5 protein-coding genes are annotated in these 14,506 nt (G+C 41.9%); all 5 read left to right on the top strand.

The genetic code is table 11. The features are described from left to right. On the top strand, positions 1-1,308 hold a 1,308-nt coding region (locus AC1DYT_RS24845; RefSeq protein ID WP_477472191.1), incomplete at its 5' end, for a glycoside hydrolase family 43 protein. Positions 1,309-2,833: 1,525 nt separating this feature from the next. Then, on the top strand, positions 2,834-4,528 hold the full coding sequence (locus AC1DYT_RS24840; protein ID WP_477472190.1) for a cellulase family glycosylhydrolase: 1,695 nt from the start codon (positions 2,834-2,836) through the stop codon (positions 4,526-4,528). Between the two features lie 301 nt (positions 4,529-4,829). Beyond that, on the top strand, positions 4,830-9,029 hold the full coding sequence (locus tag AC1DYT_RS24835) for a hybrid sensor histidine kinase/response regulator transcription factor (RefSeq protein WP_477472189.1): 4,200 nt from the start codon (positions 4,830-4,832) through the stop codon (positions 9,027-9,029). A gap of 698 nt (positions 9,030-9,727) precedes the next feature. Beyond that, positions 9,728-12,862, top strand: a complete 3,135-nt coding sequence (locus tag AC1DYT_RS24830) for a SusC/RagA family TonB-linked outer membrane protein (RefSeq protein ID WP_477472188.1) — start codon at positions 9,728-9,730, stop codon at positions 12,860-12,862. Between the two features lie 30 nt (positions 12,863-12,892). Beyond that, a complete protein-coding gene (locus AC1DYT_RS24825; RefSeq protein WP_477472187.1) occupies positions 12,893-14,482 on the top strand; it encodes a RagB/SusD family nutrient uptake outer membrane protein in 1,590 nt (529 codons plus the stop codon). Positions 14,483-14,506: the final 24 nt, after the last annotated feature.

Below are 14,506 nucleotides of genomic sequence, written 5' to 3'. Positions count from 1 at the left end.
AATCTCACCAATGGCAAAAATATGTATGGGGAGGGTTCGTGGGCAAGYTCGATCCGTTTCCATAAGGGTACCTATTATGTGAGCACATTTTCTGCAAATACCAATAAAACRCACATTTACAGTACTAAAAATATCGAAAAAGGCCCGTGGAAAGCCAGGTCATTTGTCCCCAACCTGGGTGACCACACCTTGTTTTTTGATGACGGAAAAGCGTATATGATTGGCGGGAGCGGAGATTTAAGGTTAGTGGAATTAAAGGACGATCTTTCGGGCATAAAACCCGGCGGAACGGACCAGATTATCATTAAAAAGGCAAACGTGCCTTCGGGCGGTACCGGCCTCGGTCCGGAGGGCTCTCAACTGTTTAAGATAAACGGCAAATATTATCTTTTCAATATTACCTGGCCACCGGGCCACGTACGCACTGTTATCATACATCGGGCAGATAAGATCACCGGCCCTTACGAAGGACGCATTGGCCTCCAGGACCTGGGCGTTGCGCAAGGAGGATTGGTCCAGGCGCCAAATGGGGCCTGGTATTCTTAYTTGTTCCGTGATTATGGCTCGGTGGGTCGTATTCCCTATCTGGTMCCTGTAAAGTGGGWGGATGGATGGCCMGTTTTGGGCACCAATGGCAAAGTGACCGATACACTCGACCTGCCGGCCGGTAAAGGGCTGATCCCGGGCATCGTTGCCTCAGACGATTTTACGCGTAAAAAAGGTAAACATGCATTACCACTGGTTTGGCAATGGAACCATAACCCGGATAATAGTTTGTGGTCTGTTACCACGCGGAAAGGCTATTTACGACTCACAACCGGCAGGATCGACACCAATTTCCTGATGRCACGRAAYTCATTAACACAACGCACTATCGGGCCGGTATGCTCCGGGACAGTTTCGCTCGACATTTCTAAAATGAAAGATGGCGATTTTGCGGGTTTGGGGCTTCTGCAAAAAAATTACGGGTTGGCCGGCGTAAAAATAACCGGGGATMGYAAAGCTGTCGTAATGGTCAATGCAAGCACCGGAAAACCTGTAGAAGCACAAAAAATCCCCTTAAACCAAAAGGTAGTATACTTTAAGGCGGAATGCAATTTTACGAACAGAAAAGACGTAGCAGATTTTTTTTATAGCCTGGACGGGAAAACGTGGATACCATTGGGCACACAATTAAAAATGACCTATACCTTCCCACATTTCATGGGCTATCGTTTTGCTTTGTTTAATTATGCTACAAAAAATATAGGAGGGGCGGCCGACTTTGACTATTTCCATATAACAGATTCCATTTCCCCTGGAAAATAAAGCCTAAGGAATTAACGAAGGCAAAAGGAAAAAATGGGAGATATATCTTACTGTTATCGTGCTCGCAACCCCTGTTGTTTGCAGGGTGCAAACCTATCAAAAAACGCATCAGGTTTAATAACCCGAACCTGGTGCGAAATTCGCCTAAAATGGATAACATTCTGAATGATAGCCTGTAACAAGCTGTATTTCACTGTAAGTTCAGGCATGACGCATAATATCGGGTATGCCGAAGTAGGTGGGATCACAAACTAACCACAACCTTGCTGCATAGTATTAAAAAACTACTTTAAAAGGTAACAATATAGCGCTTGTAGTGTTCTTAAATTCAATACTTTACGTGGATTAAAATTCTTACTCACCGAATTACTCACAACTTTTCTAATATAGATTATTTCACAAATCTTATAACAGGAAGATACGAAAAGCAATATAATAAATCAAATTTTCAGATAGTTTTTGTGCACTTTACTGATTACGTCTTCGGAACTTTTATTAAGAATATGCTTTAGTTGAAATTTAAATTGGAAAAGTGATAATCATAGTTTAACCATTACTTTAACTAATAAGTTTACAAAGATAGTTTGTAAGAACTACTTGTGAATATGTTAGTTGAAACCTAATGCGTGTAAGAAGTCCTTAAGTTGGGGTAATTTCCTCCCAAAATACCATGATATATCTGAGGTCCCGAAAAGTTACCTTAATTATGCAGTCTATTGAACATTATGTAGGACCTTCAAAAGCAAAACTTCTTTATATAATTTATTGAGGAGTTTTTTGATTTGTTTGATATACAACTTGCAGAGGGATAGGTCAGAACCATGCGCCTCTACGCTTCACTGACGCTGTTTTCCAAGTTTTCAGAAACTTTACTATAGGAATGACACAGTTGGCTATTGTTTTGCACATTAACTATCGGACTACATCGTGTAAAGAGCTTGCAAATGACGTATCCATTGTAAATGAACGAAATATCCTCAGCTGCCTGGCATTGCCTTCTTATTTGACCTGTATGTAAGTTGTTTATTTACAGATACTTGTATTGATTTGTACATATGGTCTATATTTTTAATCATCCCTGCCCCATGTTTATTTCCAGGGTGCCGTAGTTTCAACCTCCGGAATAGCATCTCAACGCGGCGTTTTCTTGCACTGCTTTTTGAGTAATATTCTACCAATATCAATTAAACCGACAATTAATTTATTTTGCTTTACTAAGCATCTGAGCGCAGTTTAAAGTTTGATGCAACCTGGGTGCTTTGAGTCAACGTACATTCAACGTTGTTTTGGTTAACGGCAAGCATGGATCGGGGCCGCTGGAAACTGCCAAAACTGATAAAAGTGTAGTATATAACGGAAGTGCGGTAGTGGTGAAACTATAACATAAGCACACTACAGGCATTATGGATGTACCCGGATGCAGCCAATCATCTGATCAGGCAACTCAATGGATCTGTTATATTCATAATTGTCGGTGCGCCTTTCGTTTTAGGCCTTTTTACAAGAAACCAATTTTACCTACAATATGAGAAACTTTAACTATTTTTTCGGTATCGCCATCATCCTAGCGGTGTCGGGGTGCCACAAACAGGAAATTGTGGCCCCGCCTGTTAAAAAGCCTATTAAAACGGCCATCAGTAATTCACTGATGGTTACCAATTACCCGAGCTACAACACTAACCCGATTGCGCCCGATCAATCTGGGATGACCAGTACAGCGGCTCAGATCGCTTCACACATCACGTTAGGATACAACATCGGTAACACAATGGAAGCTATCAATGGCGAAAACGGTTGGGGTAATCCCAATATTACCCAGGCACTAATTGACAAGGTAAAGGCAAGCGGTTTTAATGCCATACGGATTCCTTGTGAATTTAATTGGTCAAAAGTAGTAAATCAAAGTACCGCCCAAATAGATCCGAACTGGCTCACCCGTGTGCAGCAAGTTGTGCAATATTGTATTAACGACGGAATGTATGTGATATTAAATATACATTCTGATGGCGGATGGTTGCAGGACAGTTGTACAACTGCGGCACAGGCTGCAGTTAACGCCAAACAAAAGGCATTCTGGGAACAAATTGCAACGAAATTGCGGGGCTTTGACGAACATTTGATGTTTGCAAGTGCGAACGAACCTCATGTAAACGATGCCACACAGATGAGTGTTTTGCTTTCTTATCATCAAACTTTCATCGATGCGGTGAGGGTAACCGGTGGGCGCAACAGATACCGGACTTTGATTGTGCAGGGCCCTGAAACCGATATTACAAAAACAAACAATCTGATGAACACAATGCCTTCAGATTGGGAGGCCAATAAATTGATGGTTGAAGTCCATTACTACACTCCCGTGAACTTCTGCTTGCAGAACGTCGACTACCCCAATAACAATATGTATTACTATTGGGGATCGGGATATCATACCACCTTCGATGTTGCGCACAATTCCCTCTATGGTGAGGAGTCGGAGGAGAATACCTATTTCGGGCAGATGAAGACTAAGTTCGTTGACCATGGTATCCCTGTAATTATGGGCGAATTTGGAGCATGGCGCCGCGGCCTTTCGGGAGATGCGTTAAAGTACAATGCTGCTTCCGTGGCATATTGGAATAATTATCTTGTACACAATGCTTTGGCTAATGGGATTCTTCCATTTCTATGGGATACCGGTTCGATTATTAACAGGTCGAATTACGCAGTACAAGATCAACAACAGTTAGCCTCCTTGGTGCAAGGAACACAAAATGGGTCATCCCAAACTTTTCAGGTTGGTGGTGTGTATCAAATCATAAACAGATTTAGCTATAAGCCTTTAGAGATATGGGGCTGGGGTACTGCTAACGGATCGACCGCAGACCAATGGGATTATGCTGCCGGGCAAAACCAACAATTTAAAGTTGTGAGTGGTAGTAATGGCCACTACCTTTTAGTACCACAGCACGCTCAAGGCAGGTGTTTGGAAGTATTAAATTGGTCGGGCGCTAACGGTGGTACTGTAGATATTTGGGATTACTCTGGTACGGGCGGAAACAACCAAAACTGGTCAATTCAGGCAACAGACAATGGTTTCTATAAAATCATCAATGCTAATAGTGGAAAAGCGCTGGAAGTTTCTTCTCCTTCAACAACAACATCACTTACCAATGGCACTACTGTTGATCAATGGGATTACACTGGAGCCAAAAATCAGCAATGGGCCTTTGTGAAAATATAAAGTTAAACCTGCTGTAACCTATTTAAGAGATTTGTTAAGAGTTCGTTATTAGCCCTGTTTCAACAGCATTTATGGGCTTGTAACGTTAGTAGTTGGTAAAAATGCAGGTGAATGCGTTCCGGGGTGAGAGCCGGACGCATTTTTTATTTGATAGCTACCTACTTAGGGGTTTCATAAGAATTATAAAATGCCGGTTTTTATGAAGAGTAGGGTGAGCTATTTATGTAATATTTGTACTACCTTAGTGTACCGACTTTAAAAAGTTGATTTGATAGCCGTGTGCTTTCCCAATAATATCCCGATGCAAATAAAATTTTATTATCTTCTTGCGGTTACACTAATTTTTGTATGTAATAATTCTTTCGGGCAAAGCAATCAGTACCGGTTTTCACAACTCGACGTAAGTAACGGGCTATCGCATAATCAGGTTAACAGTATATTCAAAGATTCCGGAGGCTTTATGTGGTTTGGCACAGCATCGGGCCTCAATAGATTTGATGGGTACACCTTCAAAGTATTTAGGCACGATAGCAATAATAAAAATTCCATCGGTGATGATTTTGTTGCAAAAGTTTTCGAAGGCCCCGATAAAAAGTTATGGGTGTTTTCACGTTATAGTTTTTGCCTGTACGATACTGAAACAGAGATGTTTATTAATGATGCGCCCTTAATTCTGCGATCTTTAAATCTCCCGGCTAACCACAACGTAGCCAAAATAGTGCAAACCAGCCCTGTTGATTTTTGGTTTATGTATACCGATTTAGGTATTTACAGGTACAATACTGTAACTAAGCAAACCAAACGCTATTATAAAGGCGCCCGTTCTAACCCATCTTTATATTCAAGTTCAATTGCCGACATCATTGTAGATGGTAAACGCAATATGTGGATAACATACAGTAATGGGACGGTTGAGATGTTGGATATCAAAACTAATAAAATAGCCTATCATACTGATATCTTTAATAAAACCGTCAATAATAAAAGCGGTAATTATTCTTTGATTGTGGATAAGGATAATGATTTGTGGTTTTATGCGCCATATGGTGCGTTGGGCGTTATTTATTACAAGCCCTCAACTGGGGTGTTCCGACACATCGACAACGAATCAGCCGGGGCAAAGTTAACAACAACCAACATAAGTAATATTGCCCAGGCCGATGATGGTTTAATATGGATTGCCACCGACCACGGAGGCATAAACGTACTGGATAAAAGAAATTTCAAAATTACTTATTTGCTGAACAGGCAAGACGATGCAAAATCATTGACGCAAAACAGCGCGATACTTTATAAGGATAACCTTGGTATTATGTGGGCCGGTACTTATAAAAAAGGAGTAAGCTATTATCATAAAAGCATTATCAAGTTTCCGCTTTACAGGCATTTTGCCTCGGACCCCGGCAGCTTGAATTTTGAAGATGTAGACAAGTTTGTTGAAGATAAGCTTGGGAACTTATGGATCGGCACCAATGGAGGGGGGCTTATTTACTTCAACCGTAAAACAGGTAAGTTTAAACAATATAAACATGATTCAAGTAATTCAAACAGCCTGAGTAATGATATCGTCATCAGTCTGTGTATGGATCATGATCAAAAATTATGGATAGGCACCTATTTGGGCGGATTAGATTCCTTTGACGGAACCACATTTACTCATTACATGCATAATGATAAGGTAACAACCAGCATTGCAGATGATAGGGTTTGGAGCATCCTGGAAGATTCGTCACAACGATTATGGATAGGGACCTTTGCGGCGGGGCTTGAAATATTCGACCGCTCGAAGAAAATATTCTACCATCCTTTTAAGGAACCCGATATCAGGAGCTCAATGATAATTTGTGTTTTTGAGGATAAGCAGGGTAATATATGGGTTGGGGGTTATTTAGGGATAGACGTTATATTAAAAAATAGCGGACGTGTAATTCATTATGTATCAAACGGACGCAGCAAAAATAGTTTAATTGATAATACAGTAAACAATATTAACCAGGATAGCCGCGGGTTAATTTGGATCGCGACTCCAAGTGGATTAAGTGTGCTGAACGCTAAGTCAAACACTTTCACTTCACTAACAAAAAAAGATGGCCTCCCGGCTAATTCAATATCTGGCATTGAAGAGGATAGTAGAAGAGCGATGTGGGTGAGCACCTCTAATGGGTTAAGCCGCATCACCCTAACGCCAAAAGCTAAAGCTTTTACTTTTCACGTAGAAAACTTTGACGAAATGGATGGCCTGCAGGGCCGGGAATTTAACATAAGCTCGGCTTTGAAAACACGTAGCGGTGAATTGATATTTGGAGGCGGCAATGGCTTTAATATTTTTGATCCTGCAACTATAAAGCCTGTAACAAATAAGCTGCAGCTAATATTTACCGATTTTCAGTTATTCAATAAAAGTGTAGTTGCCAATGAAGATATCAACGGCCATGTTGTATTGTCTAAAGCGATAGCCGCTACGCACGATATTACACTTGATCATAGCGAAAATGTCTTTTCTATAGAATTTGCTGCCCTCGATTTTTTAAACCCAGGCAAAGTTAAGCATCAATACATGCTGGAGGGTTTCGACAAAGGATGGGTAAATGCCGATAACAGGATACGAAAAGCCAGCTATACCAACCTGGATCAGGGCGATTATGTTTTTAAGGTACGGGCTTCCAATTCAGAAGGGGTGTGGAACCCGGATTATATTTCGTTAAGGATAAAAATACTGCCTCCGTTTTGGGAATCGACCTTAGCTTATGTTATTTACATAACTCTTATAATCAGTGGGTTATTGTTTATCCGACAAAGAGGTATACAAAAATTAAGAAGAGAATTTGTAGCAGAAAAAGAAAAACAGGAAGCAAAATTAATAATTGAACAAGAGCGCCAGGAAATTAAGCGCATGCAGGAACTTGACCAGCTGAAGACAAAATTTTTAACAAACGTAAGCCATGAGTTCAGAACGCCGCTATCATTGATCATTGCACCGGTTGATAAAATGCTTATCCGTGCCGACGCGGAACAAAATCAGCAACTGAACATGATAAGGAAAAATGCCAGGCGATTATTAAACCTGGTAAACCAGCTGCTCGATTTTCGTAAGATGGAAGTTCAGGAATTAAAATTGCATAGCAGGCCAGGAGATATTGTGAAGTTCATCGGCGAGGTGAGCCAGTCATTTACAGATATTGCCGAAGGGAAGGATATCAATTTTGTATTTGACACAACGGTTGATTCTTTGTTTACCAGTTTCGATCATGATAAGATAGAAAGGATATTGTTTAACCTGATATCAAATTCTTTTAAATTTACCTCTACGGGAGGGCAGGTGAGCGTATTGCTTAATGTAGATAAAGGGACGGGTAGTGATGCTTCTCTTGAAATTAAAGTAATTGATACAGGTATTGGTATCCCGCTGGAAAAACAAAGTAAAATTTTCGAGCGGTTTTTTCAGAACGATGTTCCGGAATCGATGATTAACCAGGGCAGCGGCATCGGCCTTGCTATCACCCGGGAGTTTGTAAAAATGCATGGAGGGGAAATAACAGTTGAAAGTGAGCCCGACCGTGGCAGCAGTTTTATTATCAAACTGCCGCTGGTTATTTATGCCGATGCGGAAGTGGTTACCGCAGTTGACGGCGAGGCGGATAGCGAAAGCCCGCCGTACACGGCTCATGAGGAAATTAAAGTTTTACCCCAACAGCAGCGCACAACCAAAATGCCTGTGGTTCTTTTGGTTGAGGATAATGATGATTTCCGATTTTATTTGAAAGACAATTTAAAAGACATATTTTTTTTGATAGAAGCCTCAAATGGGAGAGAAGGTTGGCAAAAGGCGCTTTCGCAGCATCCGGATATTATCGTGAGCGATATCAGCATGCCGGAGATGACCGGAATTGAATTGTGCCAAAAATTAAAAAAGGACAAGCGTACATCGCACATCCCCGTTGTTTTGCTGACCGCATTGACGGGAGAAGCCGAACAAGTAAGAGGATTGGAAATAGGCGCGAATGATTACATGACGAAGCCTTTTAACTTCGAAATACTTCTTTCGAAGATCAAAAACCTCCTAACCCTGCGGGATACCTATAAACGGACATACAAAAAGCAAATGGATGTGCAGTTGCAGGAAACGCCTTTACAAAATGAAGATGAGAAACTCCTAAGGAGCATAGTAGAATATATAGAACTTAATATGATGAACGACAGCCTTTCTGTTGAAGAATTAAGCCGCCAAATGAATATGAGCCGGGGATCGTTATATAATAAGGTATTGATGCTTACAGGGAAATCGCCGGTTGAATTCATCCGTTCAATAAGGCTGAAAAAGGCGGTGTACCTGCTGGAGAACAGCCAGATGACAATCAGTCAGATTTGCTATGAAGTGGGCTTTAACACCCCTAAATATTTTACAAAACTATTTAAGGAAGAATATAACACTCTTCCTTCTACCTATATAAGTTCAATTCGCCAAAAGAAATTATCCGATGCAGAAAGCGGCGAACGATAACGGCCATACTATACCGCCAGAGCTACTTGCTTAAATACTAAACACCAGCCGAATGCCCCTGTATTTCTACTGTTTGGGTATCGCTATGCATCAAAAAGTATAGCTTAGGCAAGCTGGCCGTTGCTGTTTAAGTCCTTAATGGCTGACGAAGGGCAAAACAAATTAGGCAGATACCCGCCGACTATAGTGTTTTAAAAAAAATCATCCCCAAGTATGGCACAAAACGCTTATTTGTGCATGTAATATGCTCATTTAAAGTCTATTGCGTCTCGTTGAACATTTGTTCCATACTTTTGCTCAACTCTGCCACCCCTCCTTTATTCAGTTATCCTAGTTTCATCCTTCAGAATATATGCTCAAAGCAAGTTGTTTGAAATTTGCTTACGAACTATGTTCAACCAATAACCAATAGGACCAATAGTTAACTTTTTTGAATCAGTAGCAAGCGTTTGGCTTACCTGAAGTTTTTACAGTTTTTAGGCGGCAGTGTTTCGGTTAAAAAGTGGCAAAAAGTGCAATCGATTGTATTTGATGGGGCAAATAGATCTGATAACTAATATAATGATGAATGAAATAAAACCAATTAATACTAACCAACCAATAATTAACAATGAACCAATTATCAAACCTTAAAATCCCTTTATAAGATGGATAAAAATTTACAAAAAAGATTGAAACGCCGACTTTCATTAATTTTCATGTGTATATTTCTTTGTTTTTCGGCGTGGGCACAAACTTCAAATATCACCGGAAAAGTAACGGCTGCTGATAATGGCCAGCCCATACCAGGAGTAAACGTTAGGATTAAAGGGACAACCATTGGCGCAGTAACCGGTGTTGACGGTGGCTATTCAATAACCGCCGCGCCTGGTAATATCATCGTTTTTAGCTATTTAGGTTTCTCCACCCAGGAGGTAAACGTAAAGCTAACTGGTACAATAGATGTTAAGTTAAGCCCTACCTCCAGCAACTTAAACGAAGTGGTTGTTACCGGTTATGCCCGCACCAAAAGAAAAGACCTTACCGGTGCAATAAGTTCAATATCGGGAAACGACCTGCGCCAAACCCAACCAACTACTTTTGACCAGGCCCTGCAGGGTAAAGTTGCCGGCGTTGTGGTTCAACAGGTATCGGGGCAACCAGGTGGCGGCGTATCTATTCAAATAAGGGGCGTGTCGTCAATAAGCGGCTCTAATTCGCCACTGTACGTAATAGATGGTGTTATTATTCCTCCGGTAAGCGACCCGGGTAGTGGTTCCAATCCATTAAATACTATCAACCCTGCCGAAATAGAATCAATAGATGTATTGAAAGATGCTTCGGCAACAGCCATATACGGTTCGCAGGCAACTAATGGCGTAGTTGTTATTACTACAAAAAGGGGCAAATCCGGGCCACCGCGAATTACTTATGATTTCTATGCCGGTTACCAGGAAATAGCCAAGCGACTCCCTACAATAAATTTGCAACAGCTTGCCACTTTCATTAACGCCCGGGCCGCTGTATGGGGCTTTGATTCGAGGCCCGAATTTGCCAACCCCCAATATTTAGGTAAAGGTACCGACTGGCAAAAAGAATTATTTCGGAAAGCTCCGGAGAACAGCCATACAATTACCGTAAGCGGCGGGGATGGCAGAACTCAATATTTGCTATCAACTTCGTTTTTTAACCAACAAGGGATAGCCCTTGGGTCGGATTTTACAAGATATTCGGCACGATTGAACCTGGATAATAAAACCACTAACTGGCTAAAAATAGGAACCAGCCTTCAATTGGCCCATGTTGACGAAAATGTAAATTCATCTAACGGTAATGTAATCAGGGCCGCGTTAGACAATACACCCGATGTCCCGGTAACCAACGCCGATGGCTCCTGGGGTGCTGTTACCAACACCAGTGGTTGGGTGCAACCTTCGGCCAATCCGGTGGCATTAGCCAAAATTCTCAAAAACCTGAGAAAGAGAAACCAAATATTCGGCAATGTTTACGCCGAAATACAATTTGCCGAAGGTTTAACGCTGCGGAATGAACTATCCGGTAATTTTGATTTTAGTACATCAAATTCTTTTTCGCCATCTTACGTTTTTGGTAAAGGAACTCCCAGCCCTAACAGCGGTTCTTCATCCGCCGGCCAAAACTTTTATACCGTAATACGCAATTTTCTAACCTATAACCATGGTTTCGGGAAATTTAAATTCGATGCTTTAGCCGGGCACGAGGCGCAGGAAAGCTCTTTTGAAAATGTTGGTGGCGGGCGAAGGAATTTTGCTTCAAACAATGTACAGGGCATTAGTGCAGGGGATCCTACCACGGCCACAAACGGAGGCGATAATTCATATTCAAACCCTCCGGGCGGCGGTGCACAGGAATCCTGGTTCGGCCGTGTTAATCTTTCCTGGGATGATAAATATCTGCTCACCGGCAACCTGCGTAACGATGGTTCTTCAAATTTTCCATCCAACAATCGTTGGGTTACTACCTACTCAGGTGGATTTGCCTGGAAAATTAATAAAGAGGCGTTTTTAAAAGATATTAAAGCTATAGACGAATTGAAGTTGAGGCTTGGTTATGGGCTTACCAACAACCAGGGTATACAGGGTAATTCTTTTGTAACCCAACTTACATCGGTGTCTAATAGCCTCTCAGGTACAGCACAATTTCAGAGCAATTTGAAAAATGAGAAAGTGAAGTGGGAAACAACTGATTATTACAGCGCTGGTATTGACGGAACGTTTTTTAACGGGCGGGTGAGTTTGACATTTGATGTTTACGACCGCGAAGTACACGGCCTTTTATTAAAGGTACCACTTCCGTTATATACCGGTACTGCTGCGGGTTATTCGCCGGGAACCATGGTGGCGCCCTATGCCAATGTGGGTTCGATGAGCAATAAAGGATTTGACTTCCAGATCAATACTACCAATATTAGTTCTAAAGATTTTACCTGGAAAACAGGTCTTACGCTATCGCGGAATATTAACAAAGTGCTTGATTTAGGTTCCGGTGGAAGCCAGGCTAACCTAAGCCAGACATTTGGTAACGATGTAATTCAAACAACCCGGGTGGGCCAGCCCATTGGCGAATTTTATGGCTATATATTCGACGGAATTTATTCAACGCCAAAGGATTTTGTAACGCATGCCCGCCCCGCTAACTCAGCCGGCACCCCCTATCCAATTTCTTCGTCGGGTGGTGGTATTTGGTACGGCGACCGTATGTTTAAAGATTTGAATGGCGATGGTATTATCGACTCAAGAGACGAGACCTATTTGGGTTCGCCTCTACCGAAATTCCAGTATGGTATCAGCAACTCCTTCAATTACAAAAATTTTGATTTGAATATCTTCTTCGCCGGTAGTTATGGCAACAAAGTGTTCAATCAAGTGTGGGTATCGCAAACCGATTCGCAAAACAATACCAGTTATTATACAGACGTATTAAGTTATGCAAGATTAGCTTTGGTAGATGCCAACGGCTCTGCATCTGATATTAACAATGTATATGTTACCAACCCAAACACAACGGTTGTAGGATTGAGACAAGACAATACCAACGGTAATAATCGGCCTAATGATTTGTTTATCCAGGATGCTTCATTCCTGCGGTGCAAAAACATCACATTAGGTTACCGGGTACCAGAAAAAATATTATCAAAAATATCTGTAAGTTCTTTCAGGGTATTTGCTACGGTAACCAATGCCTTTATAATTACAAATTATAAGGGCACAGATCCTGAAATTGGTTCATGGAACCCGCTCCAGTCAGGATGGGATGGTGGTTATTACGCTCAGCCGAGGATGTTTACTCTTGGTGCAAACATAACCCTGAAATAAATACGATCACCGATGTTAAAATATATGTTTATGAAACCAATTAACAAAATCATTATCATCCTGCTATTTGCAGCAGCAATTGCCGGATGCAAAAAGACCTTCCTGGACCGTCCGTCCAACTCGCAGATCAGTTCAAATAATTTTTACAAAACCACCTCCGATCTAAGACTGGCTACGGCAAGCCTATACGCCGGTGGCGAATGGTGGCGGTGGAACAGAAACGGTATGTTACCACTTGGCGACGTATTGGCCGGCACCGGTAGTTTTGGATATAGCAACGATTTGGTACAACTATTTACACGCACCATTACCGCGCAAAATAGTTATGTAACAGAGGGTTGGACCGGCTTGTACAGTATTATTGCGCAATGCAATACGGTTATTGTTGCCATAGAGAGCCAGGCTCCTGCTTCCATCCCGCTGGCAGAAAAAAATGCCGCCATAGCCGAAGCAAAATTTATGCGTGCCGTAGCTTATTACCATTTGGCAGTGTATTGGGGCGCTGTACCTATTGTTGAAGATAACAGCAAACTGATAGAGAATCCGCTGCTGCCGCGCAATATTGTTGCAGACGTTTATAAATTCGCTGCCACTGACCTGACTTACGCAGCGAAATACCTTCCCATTACTGACGAAAAAGGCCGGGTAACTACCTGGTCGGCGCAGGGAATGCTGGGCAAAGTGTACTTAACGATGGCGGGTTTAGGCAAAAGCGGCAGCCGTGACCAGACTTTGCTTGACAGTGCTAAAAAGTATGCCGGCAACGTGTGTAAAAATAGCGGATTGATGTTGCTCCCCAACTACGCCGACCTTTTCAAGGCACAAAACAACGATAACCAGGAATCATTATTTGCCCTTCAATGGGCCGCCGGAGTGACCTATGGGAATGGCAACGATTTACAAACCTGGTATGCGCCAACCAGCGAGGTGCTTCCCGCAAAGAACGGCGGATGGCAGTCATTAGCGCCAAGTTATGATCTGTACCGCATGTATTCTGCTAAGGATACCGTTAGGCGCAAAGCCACTATTATGCTCAACGGAGATTTTTATCCCGAATTGAATCAAGCGGCTGGTGGTTATAAGGCTACCGGTACAGGTATGAAAAAACACGTTATAGGCAACGAAAAAGATAACAATGCGCCAACAATGGATATTTGGTCGTCTGTTGAACACAATTCATATCTCAGATTGGCCGATGTTTATTTGATATATGCTGAAGCCATTTTGGGTAACAATGCCAGCACGAGCGATGGTAATGCGCTAAAATATTTCAATGCTGTGCGGAGTAGGGCCGGTGTAGATATTGTGACTTCGATAACCCCGGCTATACTACGTGTTGAAAGAAGAGTTGAGCTTGCTTATGAAGGACAATATTGGATAGACCTGGTTAGGTATTCTTACTATGATCCGAATAATGCTGTGAAGTTACTTAATGACCAGGATGCCACCCATGGCCGTATCGGGTTTAGTTATGATCCTAAAACGAAAATAGCTACAAGGGATACTACCGCTACCCCAACTGCGCTTCCGGCCACTATCAGTTCATTTACCTTGCCTATTCCGGCATCAGAATTGGTTAGCGACCCTAAATTGACACAGCCACCAGTACCATATTATTAACTAAAAGAAACTTTTTAAATATAT

The sequence above is a fragment of the Mucilaginibacter sp. P1_D10 genome, from assembly GCF_056406215.1.
This window is presented reverse-complemented; position numbering and strand designations above follow the sequence as displayed.

Bases quoted from the DNA above. Each gene is read 5' to 3' on its own strand.
- AC1DYT_RS24840 (WP_477472190.1), top strand. From the start codon at position 2,834: ATGAGAAACTTTAACTATTTTTTCGGTATCGCCATCATCCTAGCGGTG.
- AC1DYT_RS24835 (WP_477472189.1), top strand. From the start codon at position 4,830: ATGCAAATAAAATTTTATTATCTTCTTGCGGTTACACTAATTTTTGTA.
- AC1DYT_RS24830 (WP_477472188.1), top strand. From the start codon at position 9,728: ATGTGTATATTTCTTTGTTTTTCGGCGTGGGCACAAACTTCAAATATC.
- AC1DYT_RS24825 (WP_477472187.1), top strand. From the start codon at position 12,893: ATGAAACCAATTAACAAAATCATTATCATCCTGCTATTTGCAGCAGCA.